General features: G+C 71.8%; 16 protein-coding genes. 13 read left to right on the top strand and 3 right to left on the bottom strand.

Features of this window, described 5'->3' with window-relative positions; translation table 11 throughout:
• The first annotated feature begins 192 nt into the window (after window positions 1-192).
• The gene (locus DEJ16_RS01990; protein ID WP_110823607.1) at window positions 193-891 is read left to right on the top strand and encodes a hypothetical protein; all 699 of its coding nucleotides are present in this window, start codon (window positions 193-195) and stop codon (window positions 889-891) included.
• A gap of 139 nt (window positions 892-1,030) precedes the next feature.
• Here DEJ16_RS01990 and gndA read toward each other — a convergent pair whose 3' ends face one another.
• Window positions 1,031-2,437, bottom strand: a complete 1,407-nt coding sequence (gene gndA / locus DEJ16_RS01985) for an NADP-dependent phosphogluconate dehydrogenase (RefSeq protein ID WP_375232106.1) — start codon at window positions 2,435-2,437, stop codon at window positions 1,031-1,033.
• A gap of 164 nt (window positions 2,438-2,601) precedes the next feature.
• Here gndA and DEJ16_RS01980 point away from each other — a divergent pair, with 164 nt between their 5' ends.
• Window positions 2,602-3,129 carry a gluconokinase gene (locus DEJ16_RS01980; protein WP_110823609.1) on the top strand — a complete coding sequence of 176 codons (528 nt, stop codon included), beginning with the start codon at window positions 2,602-2,604 and terminating at the stop codon, window positions 3,127-3,129.
• A 48-nt stretch (window positions 3,130-3,177) separates the two neighbouring features.
• Here the strand turns inward: DEJ16_RS01980 and DEJ16_RS01975 are convergent, their stop codons facing one another.
• The gene (locus tag DEJ16_RS01975) at window positions 3,178-3,423 is read right to left on the bottom strand and encodes an SHOCT domain-containing protein (protein ID WP_258365751.1); all 246 of its coding nucleotides are present in this window, start codon (window positions 3,421-3,423) and stop codon (window positions 3,178-3,180) included.
• 216 nt (window positions 3,424-3,639) lie between these two features.
• Here DEJ16_RS01975 and DEJ16_RS01970 point away from each other — a divergent pair, with 216 nt between their 5' ends.
• The 8 genes from DEJ16_RS01970 (at window position 3,640) to mfd (ending at window position 13,710) form a co-directional block, all read left to right on the top strand.
• Window positions 3,640-5,016, top strand: coding sequence for a sensor histidine kinase (locus tag DEJ16_RS01970; protein ID WP_110823610.1), 1,377 nt, complete (start codon window positions 3,640-3,642; stop codon window positions 5,014-5,016).
• A gap of 29 nt (window positions 5,017-5,045) precedes the next feature.
• Window positions 5,046-5,711, top strand: a complete 666-nt coding sequence (locus DEJ16_RS01965; RefSeq protein ID WP_110823978.1) for a response regulator transcription factor — start codon at window positions 5,046-5,048, stop codon at window positions 5,709-5,711.
• A gap of 257 nt (window positions 5,712-5,968) precedes the next feature.
• On the top strand, window positions 5,969-7,309 hold the full coding sequence (gene manD, locus DEJ16_RS01955) for a D-mannonate dehydratase ManD (RefSeq protein WP_258365750.1): 1,341 nt from the start codon (window positions 5,969-5,971) through the stop codon (window positions 7,307-7,309).
• Between the two features lie 44 nt (window positions 7,310-7,353).
• Complete coding sequence (locus DEJ16_RS01950) at window positions 7,354-8,367, top strand: hypothetical protein (RefSeq protein ID WP_110823611.1); 1,014 nt, start codon at window positions 7,354-7,356, stop codon at window positions 8,365-8,367.
• Window positions 8,368-8,576: 209 nt separating this feature from the next.
• Entirely contained in the window at window positions 8,577-9,215 is a 639-nt protein-coding gene (locus DEJ16_RS01945) for a 50S ribosomal protein L25/general stress protein Ctc (RefSeq protein WP_110823612.1), read from the top strand.
• Between the two features lie 27 nt (window positions 9,216-9,242).
• Window positions 9,243-9,827, top strand: a complete 585-nt coding sequence (gene pth, locus DEJ16_RS01940) for an aminoacyl-tRNA hydrolase (protein WP_110823613.1) — start codon at window positions 9,243-9,245, stop codon at window positions 9,825-9,827.
• Window positions 9,827-10,012 carry a hypothetical protein gene (locus DEJ16_RS01935; protein ID WP_110823614.1) on the top strand — a complete coding sequence of 62 codons (186 nt, stop codon included), beginning with the start codon at window positions 9,827-9,829 and terminating at the stop codon, window positions 10,010-10,012. Before pth ends, DEJ16_RS01935 begins: the two co-directional genes overlap by 1 nt.
• Before the next feature lie 104 nt (window positions 10,013-10,116).
• Complete coding sequence (gene mfd, locus DEJ16_RS01930; RefSeq protein ID WP_110823615.1) at window positions 10,117-13,710, top strand: transcription-repair coupling factor; 3,594 nt, start codon at window positions 10,117-10,119, stop codon at window positions 13,708-13,710.
• Window positions 13,711-13,810: 100 nt separating this feature from the next.
• Here the strand turns inward: mfd and nhaA are convergent, their stop codons facing one another.
• Entirely contained in the window at window positions 13,811-14,989 is a 1,179-nt protein-coding gene (gene nhaA, locus DEJ16_RS01925) for a Na+/H+ antiporter NhaA (RefSeq protein ID WP_110823616.1), read from the bottom strand.
• 124 nt (window positions 14,990-15,113) lie between these two features.
• Between nhaA and DEJ16_RS01920 the strand changes: the two genes are divergently transcribed.
• The 3 genes from DEJ16_RS01920 to eno all read left to right on the top strand — a co-directional run bounded on the left by DEJ16_RS01920 (window position 15,114) and on the right by eno (window position 18,895).
• A complete protein-coding gene (locus DEJ16_RS01920) occupies window positions 15,114-16,013 on the top strand; it encodes a MazG family protein (protein ID WP_110823617.1) in 900 nt (299 codons plus the stop codon).
• A 255-nt stretch (window positions 16,014-16,268) separates the two neighbouring features.
• Window positions 16,269-17,513: a histidine--tRNA ligase gene (hisS, locus tag DEJ16_RS01915; RefSeq protein WP_110823618.1), complete on the top strand. Its 1,245-nt coding sequence runs from the start codon at window positions 16,269-16,271 to the stop codon at window positions 17,511-17,513.
• A gap of 98 nt (window positions 17,514-17,611) precedes the next feature.
• A complete protein-coding gene (eno, locus tag DEJ16_RS01910; RefSeq protein WP_110823619.1) occupies window positions 17,612-18,895 on the top strand; it encodes a phosphopyruvate hydratase in 1,284 nt (427 codons plus the stop codon).
• Window positions 18,896-19,109 lie beyond the last annotated feature (214 nt).

Here is a 19,109-nt window from a genome sequence, read left to right as displayed (position 1 = left end):
TCGGATCGTAGGTCAGTCGTGCTGGGAACAGGGCGTCGGTGCCGCTCGTGGATTGCGGCTGCGGCTGCGGCTGCGGCTGCGGCTGCAGGTCGCGCGTCGGGTCCGGGTCGGGATCGGGGTTCGGGGTCGGGGTTCGGGGAGCGTTCACCCGGTGCGAGGTGTGCCGTGCGGGCGCCGTGGCAGGATCGGAGCGTGCCGTGGCGACATGATCGTGTCCCCGGGCTCGGTCGCGCCCGCGACGACCAGCACCGCTGGTCCTCCGCCGGTCGGCTCCTCGTGCTCCGGTGGGTGATCGTCGGTGTGTGGGTGGCGCTCCTCACTGCCCGGATCATCGTCGTGACCGTCCACCCGGACGCAGACCTGCGGGCCTTCGGCATCGCGGAGGCGGTGGCCGTCACCGCTGGCGTGACGATCGTCGTCCTCGCGGTCGTCCGTGCACGCGCAGCGGGTCGGCGTCGCGCTGACGACGTGCTCGCGCGCGCGGTGCGCCGTATCGACCCGACGGTGTGGCTGGTCCCCGCGGCTCCGACGCAGGAACTGCGCGGGGTGATCGAGGCGGCCCGACCCGAGGTGCCACTCACCGCTCGCGTGACCTGGGCGTTCGGAGCGACGGAGGCTTCGCTGTGGGAACTCGACGGACGGCGGGCGACTCGGCTGCTCGTCATCCGGTGGAGCCGCGTCATGCACGTCGGGACCGAGGCGGTCCTCGTGCCGGGTGCCGGTCGGCGCACCGCCCCCGCCGTAGCGGTGCACTACGTCCGAGCCGACGACACGACCGCCGTCGCGACGTTCTTCGTGCGTGTCGCCCCCGGTTCGGACCGGTTGCTCGGCCCCGGTGCTCGTCTCGACGACCTGCTCGCCCGACTCGCCCGCGAGCGCATCGTCGCCTGACGGGGATGGCGCTGCGGACCTGTGCGTGTGCCCGTGCCCGTGCTGGTGCCCGTGTACCGACCGGGACGCGGGTCTGCCCGGGTCGGCTCTCGTCGATGACGAGGCAACCGACCCGGGCCTGCGCTCCCGCGGGTCCTGCTCAGTGTGTGGACGGTTCCTGTTCGACCTCGCGGCGGTCGTTGTCGGACCAGAGGGTGTGGAACGTGCCGTCCTTGTCGATGCGCTGGTAGGTGTGGGCGCCGAAGAAGTCGCGTTGCCCCTGGATGAGCGCGGCGGGCAGGCGCTCGGACGCGAGGGAGTCGAAGTAGGACAGGGCGGAGGAGAACCCGGGCGCGGGGACACCGGACGCGGCCGCGATGCCCACGATCCGACGCCAGGCGGCTTCGCCCTCGGCGACGGCGTCGGCGAAGTACGGGTCGACGAGCAGCGACTCGAGGTCCGGGTTCTTCTCGTACGCCTCGACGATGCGGTTGAGGAACTGGGCGCGGATGATGCAGCCGCCGCGCCAGATCTTCGCCATGTCCCCGAGCGCGATGTCCCAGTCGTACTCCTTCGCCCCGGCGATGATGAGGTCGAAGCCCTGCGCGTACGCGACGACCTTCGATGCGTAGAGGGCTGCGCGGACGTCGTCGGTGAACGAGTCCGGTGCTTGGGCGATGTCCGGCCGTGAGGTGACCGATTTCTGGACGGCTGCGCGCTGCGCGGGCCGGGACGAGACGGCTCGGGCGAACACGGCCTCGCCGATGCCGGAGACGGGGATGCCGAGACCGACTGCGTTCTGCACGGTCCAGACGCCGGTGCCCTTCGATCCGGCGGCGTCGCGGATGACGTCCACGAGCGGTGTGCCGGTGTCGGCGTCCTTCTGCTTGAGGACCTCCCCGGTGATCTCGATCAGGTAGGACTCCAGGTCGCCCTTGTTCCACTCGTCGAACACGTCGACGAGCTGGTCGACGCTGTAGCCCCCGATGCGGCGCAGCAGGTCGTAGGACTCCGCGATGAGCTGCATGTCGGCGTACTCGATGCCGTTGTGCACCATCTTGACGAAGTGTCCGGCGCCGTCGGTCCCGACGTGGGTGACGCAGGGCTCGCCCTCGGCGACGGCCGCGATCGACTTCAGGATCGGGCCGAGCGTCTCCCACGCCTCGTCCGAGCCGCCGGGCATGATCGACGGCCCGTGCAGGGCGCCCTCTTCGCCGCCGGAGATGCCGGTGCCGACGAAGTTGATGCCCTTGTCCTTCAGGTCGTGCTCGCGGCGGATGGTGTCGTGGAAGTTCGCGTTGCCGCCGTCGACGATGATGTCGCCCGGCTCGAACCGCTCGGCCAACTGACCGATGACGGCGTCGGTGCCCTTCCCGGCCTGGACCATGATGATCGCCGTGCGCGGCTTCGACAGCGAGGTGACGAAGTCGTCGATGTCTTCCGACGCGATGAAGCCCATGTCCCCGTGCTCGCGCATCAGGTCCTCGGTCCGGGCGTAGGTGCGGTTGTAGACCGCGACGGTGTTCCCCTCACGCGACGCGAGGTTCCGCGCCAGGTTCGAACCCATCACCGCGAGGCCGATGACCCCGATGTTCGCCTGTTCGTTGTTGTCTGCCACGTCGACTCCTTCGTGTCTGGACGGCCGTCGCCAATCTATGCAGCGCCCGATGTGCTCATCCAGGTCTTCCGCATCCTGGGGACAGTCGGTCCCCCTGTTCGTACTGTGGAGACATGGCCGATGCGACCGTCCTCCCGCCCGTGCTCGTGATGGGGGTCTCCGGATCCGGCAAGTCGACGATCGGTGAGGCCCTGACACAGGCGCTCGTCGACCGCGGACAGGCGGTGGAGTTCGTCGACGCGGACGCGCTGCACCCGGCGGCGAACAAGGAGAAGATGCACGCCGGCATCCCGCTCACCGACGACGACCGTGGCCCCTGGTTGGACGCGTGCTCGTCCCGCATCGCGGAGGTCGAGGCCTCCGGCTCGCGGTGTGTGATGGCGAACTCGGCGCTGAAGCGCGCGTACCGGGACCGCCTGCGTGAGGACGCCCCGGACCTCTTCATCGTGTTCCTCGACGGATCGCGCGAGCTCATCGCCGATCGGCAGCGCCACCGTCACCACGAGTACATGCCGAACTCCCTGCTCGACTCGCAGTTCGCGACGCTCGAGCGCCCGGGCGCGGACGAAGCCGTCGCGGCGGTGCCGATCCACGGGGTCGTGGACGACACCGTCGCGGCGATCCTCGCCGTCCTGCCCTGAGCCCGTCCTGGCCTGAGCCCGTCGCGCTCGACGACCTGACCGTCGGGTCTACTTCCGGCTGAGCTCCGACCGTCGAGCGCGGTACTCCTCGGCGTCGATCTCGCCGCGGGCGAACCGGTCGGCCAGCACCGACCGCGCGTCGGCGATCGCCCGTCCGGCACCGCGGCGGAGGACGCCGAAGACGACGACCCCGACGACGAGCAGGAGCAGGAGCGCCGGGAACACGGGGAAGCCGTGGGACGGCATCCCGCCTCCGTGCCAGTACGGAGCGGTGGCAGCGAGTGTGGTGAGCATGGGGACCTCCGAGGTCGGGTGTGGTGCCGCGGTCGCGACACGACAAGGCTGTCGGTCGGGAGGCCCCACCCGCGTCCGCCAGGAGAGCCCACTCGGACCTGCTCCCGCCGGCTCACCCGCGCCGGTTCGTCCACAGGCGACTACTCCTCCGGGCGTAGTCCACAGGCCCTCCCGCTGCGCGATGTGTCGGCGGAGGGCCGACCGTAGGCTCGCTGCATGACCACCGACACGCGCTCCGACACCCGCCCGGCGGGTGGACGCCGGTTCGCCCGCGTGGGACGGGTGCTGCCGGTGGCGCTCGTGCAGGTCGTCGGCACCGTCGCCGCCACCCGGTGGGCAGCCGGGGTCGGTCCCGGTGCCGTCGGTGCTGGTGGCCCGCCGTGGACAGAGCGCTTCGGTGACGGCGTCGACCCGGTGTTGCTCGGGCCCCTGGCATGGGTGCTGCTCGTGGGCGGGATCGTCGTCCTGCCCTTCCGGTGGCGGTGGCCGGTCGTGGTCCTGGCCCTGACCCTCGGCACGACGATCGGCTACGCCCTGGTCGTCAGTCCGCGTGGGCCGTTCGTCGCGGCGCTGACCATGGCGCTGGCGAACGCCTGGTTCCGCGGCCACCGCGTCCCCACGTACGTCGCTGCCGCGGTCGCGCTGGTCGTCCTGCCCTCGGCGGACACCCTGACCGGCCGCGCGCCCTTCCCGACCGTCACCACGATGACGCTCTGCCTGGCGTGGCTGACGGTCACCATCGCCGTCACCGAGCTCGTCCGGGTACGGGTGGCCCGCGCCGCCGACGCCCGTCGCGCCCGCCTCGCGGCGGAGCAGCAGCGCGCCGGCGCCGAGCGCGTCCGCATCGCCCGGGAGCTCCACGACTCGGTCGCCCACAGCATGTCGCTCATCAACCTGCAGGCGGGGGTGGCCCTGCACCTCGGGGCCGAACTCCCCGAGCAGACCCGGGAGTCGCTGCTGAACATCCGCGACTCCAGCAAGCAGGCGCTCGTGGAGCTCCGGACGATCCTCGGCGTGCTGCGGGCCGTCGACGCACCGTCCGGCACCTCCGACCGCGCCCCGGTCGCCGGCCTCGACCGCGTCCCCGACCTGGTCGATCGAGCCCGCCTGGCCGGAGTGGACGTGGAGCTGCGCCTGGACGGCCCGGTGGAGACCGTCGCCGGCGTCGTCTCGCGCAACGCCTTCCGCATCGTGCAGGAGTCCGTCACGAACGTCATGAAGCACGCCCCTGACCACCACGCCTCGGTCGTGGTCGACGTGGGGGCCGAGGTCGTCGACATCACGGTGACCGACGTCCCGGCGCCGGTCGCGATCGGCGCCGGTGCCCCGCGGACCGAGGAGGCGCCCCACGGGCACCGCTCCTCGTCCGCCCTCGCCCGTGCGGCGGGCCAGCACACCGTGACCGAGCGTGCGGACGGCGGCAGCGGCAGCAGTCCGGGGAACGGGCTGGTCGGGATGCACGAACGGGCCACGGCTGTCGGCGGCACACTCGCCGTCGGCCCGACGCCCGACGGCGGGTGGTCGGTCCACGCACGCCTGCCGATCGGCGAACCCGCACGCACTGCGTCCGGAGCGACGGAGACGACCGCATGACCATGTCCGCGACTCCCACCACGCCGGATCTGATCCGGATCGTGTTGGTGGACGACCAGAGCCTCATCCGTGCCGGACTCCGCGCACTCGTGTCCGCCGAGCCGGGGATGCAGGTCGTCGGTGAGGCGTCCGACGGCGAGGACGCCGTCGCGGTCGTCGCACGGGAACTGCCGGACGTCGTGCTCATGGACATCCGCATGCCGGGGACCGACGGCCTCGTCGCCACACGGCGGATCTCGGAGGACCCGGCGCTCAGCGCGGTGCACGTGGTGGTCCTCACGACCTTCGAGGAGGACGACACCGTGTTCGAGGCGATCCGTGGTGGTGCTGCCGGGTTCCTCGTGAAGGACACCGAGCCCGGCGAACTCCTCCGGGCGATCCGCACCGTCGTCGCGGGGGAGTCGTTGCTGTCGCCGGGCCCGACCCGGTCGCTCGTCGAGGCGTACGCGGCGCACGCGAAGCCGACAGCGCTCGCACCCGAACTCGACGCCCTGACCGACCGCGAGCGCCAGGTCATGCGCCTGGTCGCGAGCGGCTTGACGAACGCCGAGATCGCCGAGCGCCTGTTCGTCAGTCCGGCCACGACGAAGACCCACGTCTCCCGGGCGATGATCAAGCTCGGTGCTCGCGACCGCGCCCAACTCGTGGTCTTCGCCTACGAGACCGGCCTCGTCACCCCGGGATGGACGGGATGACCGGGAACACATTCGTGACGCGGGCCTGCTGGAAGCCGCGGTCGCCCGGGCCACCGCCAGCGTCGACGGCCGCGATGCCCACCCGTCGCTGGTCGAGGAAGCCGCGCGCCCGCCGTGCGTCGGGGTCGAGCGGGCCTCGAGCCGCCGCTGACGATGGACACACGGCCGCCGCCGGTGCAGGCTCGACAGGTGGACGCCGGATGCATCCCGCACCGCCGCGGAGGAGCACCGCGCCCACCTCGAGGAGGAGCAACGCCGTGACCGATCCCGCGAACCCGACCCCCGGTGCGACCGACGCACGCTCTGCGGGCGGAGGCACAGCCTCCAGGCCGGACACCTGGGCGAGCACGGACCGTGGACAGCTCGTCGACCGTGCCGAGGTGATCGTCACCAGTCCGGACCGGAACTTCGTCACCCTCAAGCTGACCACCGCGGACGGCGTCATCGGTCTCGGTGACGCGACCCTGAACGGCCGCGAGCTCGCGGTCGCCGCGTACCTGTCCGAGCACGTCGTCCCGCTGCTCACCGGTCGGGACGCCAGCCGCATCGAGGACGCCTGGCAGTTCCTCTACCGCTCGACCTACTGGCGTCGGGGTCCGGTGACGATGGCCGCGATCGCCGCCGTCGACATGGCGCTCTGGGACATCAAGGCCAAGGTCGCCGGGATGCCGCTCTACCAGCTGCTCGGCGGTGCTTCCCGGACCGGGCTGATGGCGTACGGGCACGCGTCGGGCAAGGACCTCCCGGAGCTGTTCGACTCGATCCGCCAGCACCAGGCCGAGGGGTACCGGTCGATCCGCATCCAGACCGGCGTGCCGGGGCTCGAGTCCATCTACGGCATCGCCTCGAACCGCACCACCGAGGGCAACGCCGGCGTCCGCTACGACTTCGAGCCCGCGCAGCGTGGGGGGTTCCCGGCCATGGAGGACTGGGACACCCGCGCGTACCTCCGGCACCTGCCGACCGTCTTCGAGGCGGTCCGCAACGAGTTCGGCCCCGAGCTGCCGCTCCTGCACGACGGACACCACCGGATGACCCCGATCCAGGCCGCCAAGCTCGGGAAGTCGCTCGAGCCGTACGACCTCTTCTGGCTCGAGGACTGCACCCCCGCCGAGAACCAGGAAGCGCTCCGACTCGTCCGGCAGCACACCACGACCCCGCTCGCGATCGGTGAGGTCTTCAACACGGTCTGGGACTTCAAGGACCTCATCCGCGACCAGCTCATCGACTACGTCCGCGGCGCCGTCACGCACATGGGCGGCGTGACCCCGCTGCGGAAGACGATGGACTACGCCGCGATGTACCAGGTGAAGTCCGGGTTCCACGGGCCGACCGACATCTCGCCGGTGGGGATGGCGGCCCAGATGCACCTCGGGCTCGCCATCCACAACTTCGGGATCCAGGAGTACATGCAGCACGGCCCGAGGACGAACCAGGTGTTCCAGCAGACGGCCACCTTCACCGACGGGTACCTGCACCCCGGCGACGAGCCCGGCATCGGCGTCTCGCTCGACGTCGACGAGGCCGGGAAGTACCCGTACGAGCAGGCGTACCTGCCGTTCAACCGCCTGGCGGACGGCACCGTGCACGACTGGTGAGCGTTCCCGGGCGCCGCACCGTGCCCGACGGGCAGAGTGGTGGCGTGGACCCCGCAGCGCTCGCCGACGTCGCCCGCGACCTGTTGCGCGCCGCTCCTGGCGACTTCGTGGCCGCGCGGACGGCACGGCAACGAGCGGTCCGGAAGGACGACCGGGAGCTCGCGGCCGCGATCGGGAAGCTGAAGAAGCCCGCGCCGGCCGCGTGGATCGTCGACCTGCTCGCCTCCGAGGCCGCCCTCGACGACGCCGTCGACCTCGGTCCGGCCCTCCGGCAGGCGCAGGCCTCCGCGGACCCGCAGCAGATCGCGACACTCCGGAAGCAGCGGTCACAGGTCGTGGCGGCGCTCGCCGACACCGGGGCCGACCGGGCGTCCGCAGCCGGGCACCCGCCGACCCCGGCCGTGCTCGAGCAGGTCCGCGCGACCATCGAGGCCGGCATGGCCGACCCGCACGCCGGCGCCGCGATCCGATCGGGCCTCCTCCTGCGGCCCCTCGAGAGCGTGGGGTTCGAGGACGTCGACCTGACCGACGCGGTGGCCGTTCCGGACGCCGTCCCGGACGCGTGGTCCGGCAGCGACGCGCCTCCCATCCCGATCACGGCCGGGAGGCGCGGTGCACGCCGTCCCGCCGCGCCCGGTCCCGCAGACGACGAGCCCGGGACCCCTGACGAGCCGGATGCCCCGGATGGACCAGATGCTGCTGCCGAACCGGATGCTCCGGACGGGCCCGACCTGCCGGCTCCCGACGAGGACCAGCGCGACCCCGCAGCCGAGCGCCGCGAGGCGCGCGAGGCCGAGGCGGCAGCGAGACGTGCCTCCCGGCAGGCCGATGCCGCTCTCGACCAGGCGGAGTCCGCCCTCGAGGACGTCGAGGACCGACGCGCTGACCTCGACCGCCGCCGTCGCGACCTCGAGCGACAGCTCAGCGCCCTCGACCAGGAGCGTGCCGACCTCGACGCCGAGGCCGAACGGCTCGGGCAGGAGCGCGACGACGCCGAGGCCGCGAGCGACCGCGCCCGGGAAGCCCTCGTCGCCGCCCGGCACCACCGTCGCCGCTGACCAGTCACGGCACCGTCGCGACACGCCCGGAGGCCCTGCTAGACTCGGTGACTGACTTCGGCGAGGGCCGCGCAAGCGGCCGTGATCGACGCGGTGGGAGACCCGGCCAGCCCTGGGAACGTTCCTCACGCGTGCACGCGTTCGAGTTGCAACACCACAGACCCCCCGATGCCGGCACTCCGGCGTCGTCCCCGACACCAGGAGGCATCATGGCTGACTACACCAAGCTCGCAGCGGAAGTCCGCACCAAGTTCGGCAAGGGTGCGGCCCGCAAGCTCCGCGCCGCCGACAAGATCCCCGCCGTCGTCTACGGCCACGGCACCGAGCCGAAGCACATCAGCCTGCCGGGCCACGAGACGATGCTCCTCGTCCGTACCGCCAACGCGGTCGTGGACCTCGACATCGAGGGTGCTGCCCAGCTCGCCCTCGTCAAGGACGTCCAGCGTGACCCGGTGCGTCAGATCATCGAGCACATCGACCTCGTCGTCGTGCGTCGTGGCGAGAAGGTCACGGTCGACGTGCCCGTCGTCATCGAGGGCGAGTCCTTCGCCGGCACCATCCACGTGCAGGACCTGGCGAGCGTCTCCCTGCTCGTCGAGGCGACCGACATCCCCGAGCACGTCGTCGTGGACGTCGAGGGCCTCGAGGACGGTGCGCAGGTCCACGCGTCCGACCTGCAGCTCCCGGCCGGTGCCGAGCTCGAGACCGACGCCGAGTCGCTCGTCGTCCAGATCGTCACCCCGCGTGGCACCGCTGACGACGACGCCGCCGACGAGGCCGCTGCCGAGGCGGGCGCCGAGGCCGGCACCGAGGGCGGCTCCGCCCCGGCCGACGCCGACTCCGAGTAAGACGACGACGACGTCTGGCCGACGCTGATGGCGGAGCGCACGTTCGTGGTGGTCGGGCTCGGGAACCCCGGGCCCGACTACGCGGGCAACCGTCACAACGTCGGCCAGATGGTCCTCGACGAACTGGCCGCCCGGATGGGTGCCACGTTCAGGAAGCACAAGACCCCGAACCAGGTCGCCGAGGGGCGCCTCGTACCGGGGGGGCCGAAGCTCGTCCTCGCGAAGCCCGGGTCGTTCATGAACACGTCCGGCGGTCCGGTCTCCGCCGTCCTCGGGTTCTACAGCGTGCCGCCGGCGGACCTGATCCTGGTCCACGACGAGCTCGACCTGCCGTTCGACTCCGTGAAGCTCAAGGGCAACGGTGGCCACGGCGGGCACAACGGCATCCGCGACGTCATCAAGGCGACGAACACGAACGAGTTCGCCCGCGTGCGGGTCGGCATCGGACGCCCGCCCGGTCGTCAGGACCCGGCCGACTACGTGCTGCGTGACTTCTCCGCCGCCGAGAAGAAGGCGCTGCCGAACCTCCTCGCCGACGCGGCCGACGCCGTCGAGGCGATCGTGACCGACGGCCTGCTCGCCGCGCAGCAGCGCTTCCACGCCCCGGCCTGATGAACGTCGTCGCCGCCGTCGTGCTCGCGACGAACCCGTTCGCCACGGCCGCGCTCGTCGTCGTCTCGGTCATGGGCATCGCGCTCGTCGGGACGGCGCGCTTCCTCGGTCGCCGCGCGGCCGAGCAGGCGCGCGAGGGCGAGCCGACGCCGCCGCCGGACGACCTGGAGCCGGGCAGCTCCTGAGCCGGAACCGGCCGGGAGGCCCGCCCCGGCTCCGCCACGCGCCTCCTGTTCGCCCGTCGCGCACGCCGCGACCGCTGTCGGGGGCCGCCGGTACCATCGTGTGAGTGACGATCTCGGGCCTCATCCCTGCGCTCTCGCGCGCCTCCTCCTTCGATCGTGCGCTCCGTGCCGCTCCTCGCGACGCCGACTTCTCGGTGGTCGACGGTCTGCGCGTGCCCCTGTTCGCCGCCCTGCTGGCCGAGCGCTCGGGCCCGCAGTGCGCCTTCGTCATCACCGCGACCGGGCGGGAGGCCGAAGCCGTCCGTGACGCCCTCAGCTGCACCGTCCCCGACGCGGACGTGCTCGAGTTCCCGGCGTGGGAGACCCTGCCGCACGAGCGTCTCAGCCCGAGCCCGCAGACCGTCGGCACCCGCATCGCGACCCTCCGCGCACTGCAGCGGTGGCAGGACGCCCCTGCCGCGGAGCGCCGGACGACCGTCGTGGTCGCGAGCGTCCGGGCGGCGCTCCAACCGATCGCCGACAACCTGACCGAGCTCGCGCCGGTCGTGCTGCGGAGCGCGTCGCGGGGCAACGACCTCGGCGCGATCGCCGCACAGCTCGTCGACCTCGCGTACGCCCGGGTGGACCTCGTCACCCGCCGCGGGGAGTTCGCCGTCCGCGGCGGCATCCTCGACGTCTTCCCGCCGACGGCCGACCACCCCGTCCGCGTCGACTTCTTCGGTGACGAGATCGAGGGCATCAAGGCGTTCTCGGTGGCCGACCAGCGGTCCACGGACGACGACCTCGACGCGGTGGAGCTCACCGCATCACGCGAACTGCTCCTGAGCGACGACGTCCGGCAGCGGGCGCGCGAGATGCTCCACGAGTTCCCGAACCTGTCGCAGATGCTCGCGAAGGTGTCCGAGGGGATCCCCGTCGAGGGCATGGAGTCCCTCGCCCCGGCGCTGGTCCGCAAGCTCGTGCCGGTGACGGAGTACCTGCCCGAGGAAGCGACGATCGCGGTCTTCTCGCCGGAGCGGGTGAGCGGTCGCGCGCACAGCCTGGCCGAGACGAACCAGGAGTTCCTGCAGGCGGCGTGGAGCGCGGCCGTGGCGGGTGCCCAGGCGCCCATCGACCTCGACGCGGGCAACTTCCTCACGGTCCAGCAGCTGAAGAACACCCGCGGGCAGCGCACGTGGTGGACGGTGTCGCCGTTCGACTCCGGCGCCGACGAACCGCTGAGCGACGCCGACGCGGCCGCCGAGGCGGGGGAGTACATCCGCGTCCCGGGCGAGGCGATCCCGAGCTTCGCCGGCAGTGCGGACGGTGCGGTCGCCCACGTCAAGGCGCTGACCGACGACCAGTGGGCCGTCGTCGTGACGGCGCAGGGCCAGGGCCTCGTCGAACGTGCGGTGCAGGTGCTCGCCGACGCCGGGGTGGCCGCGCGCGCCGAGACGCTGGACGGGCCTCCCGAGCCGGGCGTCGCCATCGTCACGACGGCCAGCGTCGAGCACGGCTTCGCCGTCGCGGACCCGCGCATCGCGCTCCTCAGCGAGGCCGAGTTCTACGGCCGCAGCGTCCAGCAGGGCGCCCGCACCGTCAAGAAGCTCGCGAGCCGGCGCAAGAACGTCGTCGACCCGCTGCAGCTGAAGCCGGGCGACGTCGTCGTGCACGCCACGCACGGCATCGGCAAGTTCGTGGAACTGGTCAGCAGGGAGGTCAGTTCCGGCGGCCGGAACGCCGTCAAGCAGCAGCGTGAGTACCTGGTGCTCGAGTACGCGCCCTCGAAGCGGAACTACCCCGGCGACAAGCTCTTCGTGCCGACCGACCAGCTCGACCAGCTGTCCCGGTACGTCGGCGGCGAGAACCCGACCCTGTCGAAGATGGGCGGCTCGGACTGGTCTGCGGCGAAGTCGAAGGCGCGCAAGGCCGTGCGCGACATCGCGGTGGACCTCGTGAAGCTGTACTCCGCCCGCATGGCGTCGAAGGGGCACGCGTTCGGGCCGGACACCCCGTGGCAGCGCGAGCTGGAAGAGGCGTTCCCCTTCGCGGAGACCGTCGACCAGCTGACGACCATCGACGAGATCAAGCGCGACATGGAGAGCCCGATCCCGATGGACCGGCTGCTCTCCGGAGACGTCGGCTACGGCAAGACCGAGGTCGCGATCCGCGCCGCGTTCAAGGCGGTGCAGGACGGCAAGCAGGTCGCCGTGCTCGTCCCGACGACGCTGCTCGTCCGCCAGCACATGGAGACGTTCCAGGAGCGGTTCGCCGGGTTCCCGGTGAACCTGCGCGCCCTGAGCCGGTTCCAGACCGAGAAGGAGACGAAGGAGACCCTCGCGGGCCTCGCCGACGGCACCGTCGACGTCGTCATCGGCACGCACCGGATCCTGTCGCAGAGCGTGCAGTTCAAGGACGTCGGCCTCGTCATCATCGACGAGGAGCAGCGCTTCGGTGTCGAGCACAAGGACCAGCTCAAGAAGCTCAAGACGAACGTCGACGTCTTGGCGATGTCCGCGACGCCGATCCCGCGCTCGCTCGAGATGGCGGTGACCGGCATCCGTGAGATGTCGACCCTCGCGACCCCGCCGGAGGACCGGCACCCGATCCTCACGTTCGTCGGACCGCAGTCGGACCTGCAGGTGGCCGCGGCGATCAAGCGCGAGATGCTCCGCGAGGGCCAGGTGTTCTACGTGCACAACCGCGTGAAGGACATCCAGTCGGTCGCGTCGCACCTGGCCGAGATCGTGCCGGACGCCCGCATCGCCGTGGCGCACGGGCAGATGGGCGAGCAGGCCCTCGAGCAGGTCATGGTCGACTTCTGGGAGCGCCGGTTCGACGTGCTCGTGTCCACGACGATCATCGAGACCGGTCTGGACATCGCGAACGCGAACACCCTCATCATCGACAAGGCGGACAAGTACGGCCTGTCGCAGCTCCACCAACTCCGCGGCCGTGTCGGTCGTGGGCGCGAGCGCGGGTACGCGTACTTCCTGTACGACGCCGAGAAGCCGCTGTCCGAGACCGCGCAGGACCGCCTCGAGACGATCGCGGCGAACAACGAGCTCGGCGCGGGCATGCAGGTCGCGATGAAGGACCTCGAGATCCGCGGTGCCGGCAACCTGCTCGGCGGCGAGCAGTCCGGGCACATCGCGGGCGTCGGGTTCGACCTGTACCTGCGGATGATCGGCGAGGCGGTGTCGCAGTTCCGCGGGGACGTGGCGGAGGGACAGACCGAGCTCCGGCTCGAGATCCCCGTCGACGCGCACATCCCGGAGGACTACGTCGAGTCCGAGCGACTCCGACTCGAGGCGTACCAGAAGCTCTCCGCCGCGTCGGCCCCGGCCGCGCAGCCCGAGGCGATCGACATGGTCCTCGACGAGCTCACCGACCGGTACGGCACGCCGCCGCAGGCCGTGCTGACGCTGATCGAGGTGTCCCGCCTCCGCCGGATGGCGCAGCAGGTCGGCCTGTCCGACGTGGTCGTCATGGGGTCGAACCTGCGGGTGGCGGGCAAGGAACTCGCCGACTCGGCGCAGGTCCGCCTCAAGCGGATGTTCGCCGGTGCACGCTGGTTCCCGCAGCAGGACGCCGCGAGCATCCCGGTCCCGAAGCCGCACGGCGAGACCCTGCCGGACGACGCCCTCATCGGTTGGGTGGAGAGCATCCTCACCGCCGTCTACGGTGCGCCCGCCCGTGCGGAGGCGCCGGCCGCCTGACGGTCCTCGTCCGGTGACCACCGGACGGACGGGAGGCCCGGGACGGATCCGTCCCGGGCCTCCCGTCCGTCGCGTGGTCGCGCCGGCGCATGGGTCGGCGCTACTCGGTGGCTTCGGCCTCGGACAGCTCGCGCCGCTGGCGGTACCGGCGCGCCCGCACCGACACCACGACCGCGGACGCGACCATCGCGATGCCCGACCCGACGAGGACCGCGAGGACGCCCTCGTCGACGATCTCCTCGTTCGCCGCGAACGCCAGTTCGTTCATGAGCAGCGACACGGTGAAGCCGATGCCGCCGAGCACGCCGACCGTCATCACGGAGCTGACCGAGAGGGTCGACCGACCCGGTCCGCGGAAGAGCCGACCGGCCACGACGCCGAACAGGGTGATGCCGATGACCTTGCCGACCGGCAGCGCCAGGACGACCGCCCAGAACGTCGGAGAGAGTTCGCCGACGCCGACGGCGGGGATCACGACCGCTGCGGAGACGAAGGCGAAGACGGGGAGCACGATCGCGTTCGACCACGGCTCGACCTGCTCGTGCAGGGTGCCGCCCGGACGTCGGGGGAGGACCAACCCGAGGGCCACGCCGGCGATGGTCGCGTGCACTCCCGAGTGGTACACGAGCCACCACGTGACGAGGCCGACGAGGACCATCGCGACGACGAGGAACGGCTGCGCGGCACTGCCCGGGCGCAGCCGGCGTCCGAGCAGTGCGAAGACCACGAGCAGGACCGCTGCTCCGCCGAGCGCGAGGAAGTCCGTGCCGTGCGCGAAGACGACGGCGATGATGACGATCGCTATCAGGTCGTCGAGGACCGCGAGGGCGAGCAGGAACACCCGGATCGTCGCGGGCAGCCCGCGCCCGAACATCGCCAGGACCCCGAGCGCGAACGCGATGTCCGTCGCGGTCGGGATCGGCCATCCGTGGGTGTACGGCGTCCCGGCGGTGACGAGCAGGTAGACGAGCGCCGGCACGAGCACACCGCCGACCGCGGCGATGGCCGGGACGACGGCCGTCTTCGGGTTCGCGAGCTCGCCGGCGACCAGCTCGTGCTTCAGCTCGATAGCGACCAACAGGAAGAAGACCGCGAGCAGGCCGTCGCTGACCCAGTGGGTGATCGAGAGGTCGAGGCCGACCGCTCCCCACGGGGTGTGCCAGTCGAGGCCGCGCTCGAGACCGGGGCCGAGTGCGGTGTTGGCGACGACCAGTCCGAGGACGGCGGCGGTGAGGAGGGCGATCGCGCTGAAACGGGGCGAACGGACGAAGGACGGCATGCGGCTCCGGTGATCGGGTACGGGGAACGGACCGTCGACCAGGCTTCCCGACACACCTCCACCAGGATAGCGGGACGGCCCGGGAGCCCGATCCACGCGGAGCCGCGGGTGGCAGCATGGCGGCATGACTGCCGTTGCCGAACTCGTCGCCGTCGTGGACCGCCTGCTCGACCCCGAGCACGGATGCGTCTGGAACCGCGAGCAGACCCACGCCACCCTCGCCCGGTACGCCGTCGAGGAGACCTACGAGCTCGTCGACGCGATCGACGGCGGGGACGACGACGAGCTCCGCGAGGAACTGGGCGACGTCCTGTACCAGGTGGTGTTGCACGCGGGGATCGCCGCGCGGCAGGGCAGGTTCGACCTCGACGACGTGGCCGACTCCGTGCGCGAGAAGATGCAGCGCCGCCACCCGCACGTCTTCGGCGACGAGGAAGCGCACACGGTCGAGGACGTCATCCGGGTCTGGCGTGCCGCCAAGGCCGCCGAGAAGTCGTCGCGGACGAGCGCGTACACGGGTGTGCCGCGGGCGATGCCGCCGCTCGAACGTGCCGTGAAGCTCCTGGAGCGGCTGGAGGAGCGCGGTGACCTGCACGCCGCGATGGCCTCCGTGACGGACGGCGCCGTGCTCGAGGTGGTCGATCCCGTCCCCGGTGCCCCCGTCGCTCCCGGTGTCGCCGGGGTTCCCGCTGCCGCCGACGTCCCCGGTGCCCCGATCGCTCCCGGAGCGCCCGGTGCTCCCGGTGTCGCCGACGCTCCCGGTGTCGCCGACGCTCCCGGTGTCGCCGACGGAGTGGCGGCCTCCAGCGCGGTCGGTGCTGCGCACCTCGTCGGCGCCGCGGACCCCGGTGACGCCGCTGCCGGGCAGCAGCCGGGGACCCGGGTCGACGCGGCCTGGGGCGCCGGGATGCTCGCCGAGGTGGCCGTCGCGCACGAACAGGGCCTGGACCCGATCGCGAGTCTCCGAGCCGCGGTGGCGATGCTCGAGGTGGCGGGCCGCAGCCTCGAGCAGGACGACCGCTGAGACGACCGCGGAGGCGACGAGGAGCGGGCGTCCTCCTAACCCGAAAAAGGAGGACGCCCGCGAGCGGGAGACGGCGTCACCAGGGAGCGACGCCGACAGGGGATCCCGCTCGAACCGCGGAGGCGCTTGCAGCACGCCGCCTCCGCTGCCGGCCGACGCGCGGATCAGGCACGCTCCGACCGAGGTTCTGGATTCAGCATATCAGCGGACACACGCTGCTGCAAGAGGCGGTCCTGCTCTGCGAGAATCGACGGCATGGCGACGACCGTGACGGCCCCCAGGGGCATGCGAGACCACCTCCCCGCCGACAAGGCCCGGCGGGAGCACGTGCTCGGCGTCATCCGCGGTGTGTACGCGCGACACGGGTTCGACGAGATCGAGACGCCGGTCGTCGAGGACGCCGCCCGCCTCCACTCCGGACTCGGTGGTGACAACGAGAAGCTGGCCTTCGCCGTGATGCGCCGCGGGCTGACCACCGAGGACCTGCGGCAGGCCGACGCGCCGCTGGACCTCGCCGACCTCGGGCTGCGGTTCGACCTGACCGTCCCGCTCGCCCGGTTCTACGCCTCGCACCGCGCCGAACTGCCGAGCGTGTTCCGTGCCGTGCAGATCGCGCCCGTGTGGCGTGCCGAGCGTCCGCAGAAGGGGCGCTACCGCCAGTTCGTGCAGTGCGACATCGACGTCCTGGGCGAGCCCGGGCAGCTCGCCGAGATCGAACTCATCCGGGCGACCACCGCGGCGCTCGACGCGCTCGGCATCGTCGGCACGTCGATCCGGATCAACGACCGCCGCATCCTGCTCGCGCTCCTCGCCTCGTGGGGGGTCACCGAGCAGTCCGCAGCCGACCGGGCCCTCATCACGGTCGACAAGCTCGACAAAATCGGGGCCGTCGGCGTCGCGGAGGAGCTCGGGACCACGCTCGGCCTCGACCCCGCCGCCACGGCCGACACGATCCGGGCGCTCGAGTCCGCCGACTGGGACAGCGTGCGCGGTGCCGACTGGCTCGACGCCGAGGCGTTCGCCGACCTCGAGCGACTGCGCGCGGCGCTCCCGGGCGTCGACCTCCGCTTCGACCCGACGCTCGTCCGCGGCATGGGGTACTACACCGGCACGATCTTCGAGGTCGCGCACCCCGACTTCGGGTACAGCCTCGGTGGCGGCGGCCGCTACGACGGCATGATCGGGCGCTTCCTCGGGCAGGACGTCCCGGCGGTCGGGTTCTCGCTCGGGTTCGAGCGGCTCGTGGACCTCGTGTCGCTGCCCGGTTCAGCCGAGTCCGACGCCGTCGTGCTCGTGTACGACAAGGACGTCGACCCGGTCCGGCTGGCCGCGCTGAAGGCCGACGCGCTGGACACGCACCACCGCGTCCGCCTCGAGAAGCGCACGAAGAACATGAAGAACCTGCTCGCCGGACTCGCGGAGCAGGGCTTCGGCTCGTTCGCCACCGTCGGGACCGACACCACGTCGCTCGACGGCGTGGAGTTCCGTCCGCTCGCCTGACGGACTCCTCCCGGTCATCCACAGCCAGGCGTCGCGGTGCAGCGGCGTCGCTAGGATCGACAGCGCAACCACCACAACCCAACGACAGGGAGTTCCCCGTGGCAGTGATCGATGCCGTAGGCGCACGCGAAGTCCTCGATTCCCGAGGCAACCCGACGGTCGAGGTCGAGGTCCTCCTCGACGACGGTGTCGTCTCGCGCGCCCTCGTCCCGTCCGGTGCCTCCACCGGCGCCTTCGAAGCGTACGAGCTGCGCGACGGCGACGACTCCCGGTACGGCGGCAAGGGCGTGCTCAAGGCCGTCGAGGCCGTGCTCGACGAGATCGGCCCGGCGCTCGAGGGCTTCGACGCCACCGACCAGCGTCTCGTCGACGCCGCGCTCATCGAGCTCGACGGCACCGAGAACAAGTCCCGCCTCGGCGCGAACGCCATCCTCGGCGCTTCGCTCGCCGTGGCCCGCGCCGCGGCCGACTCGGTCGACCTGCCGCTGTTCCGCTACCTCGGTGGCCCGAACGCGCACACGCTCCCCGTGCCGCTCATGAACGTCGTCAACGGCGGCGCGCACGCCGACACCAACGTCGACATCCAGGAGTTCTTCCTGGTGCCGTACGGCGCCGAGTCCTTCTCGGAGGCCCTGCGCTGGGGCGTCGAGACCTACCACGCACTCAAGGGCGAGCTGAAGAAGCAGGGCCTCGCGACCGGCCTCGGCGACGAGGGCGGCTTCGCGCCGGAGCTCGCCTCGAACCGCGCCGCGCTCGACTTCCTCCTCGCGGCGATCGAGAAGGCCGGCTTCACCCCGGGCAAGGACATCGCGCTGGGCCTCGACGTCGCCAGCACCGAGTTCTTCCACGACGGCAAGTACTCCTTCGAGGGCAAGCAGCTCTCGAGCGCCGAGTTCACGCAGTACTTCGTCGACCTGGCCCGTGACTACCCGCTCGCCACGATCGAGGACCCGCTGGCCGAGGACGACTGGGAGGGCTGGACCCACCTGACCGTCGAGCTCGGTTCGAAGCTGCAGATCGTCGGCGACGACCTGTTCGTCACCAACCCGACGCGGCTCCAGCGCGGCATCGACGAGAAGGCCGGCAACTCGATCCTGGTCAAGGTGAACCAGATCGGCACGCTGACCGAGACCCTCGACGCGGTCTCCCTCGCGCACCGCCACGGCATGACCGCGATCCTGTCGCACCGCTCCGGTGAGACCGAGGACACCACGATCGCGGACATCGCGGTCGCGGTCGACGGTGGTCAGATCAAGACCGGCGCCCCGGCCCGCTCGGACCGCGTCGCCAAGTACAACCAGCTGCTCCGCATCGAGGAAGAGCTCGGCGACGCGGCGGTCTACGCCGGCCGCTCCGCCTTCCCGCGTTCGGCTTCGCTGTAACCCAGCACCCCCGAGACGCCGTCCTCCGTCCGGAGGGCGGCGTCTCGCCGTTCCGCGGAACGGCCCCGTCCGCGCGTGCCACCGACTCACGCGAGCCGCCTCGTCTGCGCGAGACGCCCTGTCCGCGCGAGCCGTTCCTCCCGTCTGCGCGAGCCGTTCCTCCCGTCTGCGCGGGACGCCCCGTCTGCGCGAGACGCCCCCGTCTGCGGACGAC

Source organism: Curtobacterium sp. MCJR17_055 (genome assembly GCF_003224335.1).
Taxonomy (GTDB): domain Bacteria; phylum Actinomycetota; class Actinomycetes; order Actinomycetales; family Microbacteriaceae; genus Curtobacterium.
The sequence above is the reverse complement of the archived record's forward strand: the minus strand, read 5'-3'. Positions and strand labels throughout refer to the sequence as shown.

Bases quoted from the DNA above. Each gene is read 5' to 3' on its own strand.
- gndA (WP_375232106.1), bottom strand. From the start codon at position 2,437: ATGGGTTCGAACCTGGCGCGGAACCTCGCGTCGCGTGAGGGGAACACC.
- DEJ16_RS01980 (WP_110823609.1), top strand. From the start codon at position 2,602: ATGGCCGATGCGACCGTCCTCCCGCCCGTGCTCGTGATGGGGGTCTCC.
- DEJ16_RS01975 (WP_258365751.1), bottom strand. From the start codon at position 3,423: ATGCTCACCACACTCGCTGCCACCGCTCCGTACTGGCACGGAGGCGGG.
- DEJ16_RS01970 (WP_110823610.1), top strand. From the start codon at position 3,640: ATGACCACCGACACGCGCTCCGACACCCGCCCGGCGGGTGGACGCCGG.
- DEJ16_RS01945 (WP_110823612.1), top strand. From the start codon at position 8,577: ATGGCTGACTACACCAAGCTCGCAGCGGAAGTCCGCACCAAGTTCGGC.
- pth (WP_110823613.1), top strand. From the start codon at position 9,243: ATGGCGGAGCGCACGTTCGTGGTGGTCGGGCTCGGGAACCCCGGGCCC.
- DEJ16_RS01935 (WP_110823614.1), top strand. From the start codon at position 9,827: ATGAACGTCGTCGCCGCCGTCGTGCTCGCGACGAACCCGTTCGCCACG.
- nhaA (WP_110823616.1), bottom strand. From the start codon at position 14,989: ATGCCGTCCTTCGTCCGTTCGCCCCGTTTCAGCGCGATCGCCCTCCTC.
- DEJ16_RS01920 (WP_110823617.1), top strand. From the start codon at position 15,114: ATGACTGCCGTTGCCGAACTCGTCGCCGTCGTGGACCGCCTGCTCGAC.
- hisS (WP_110823618.1), top strand. From the start codon at position 16,269: ATGGCGACGACCGTGACGGCCCCCAGGGGCATGCGAGACCACCTCCCC.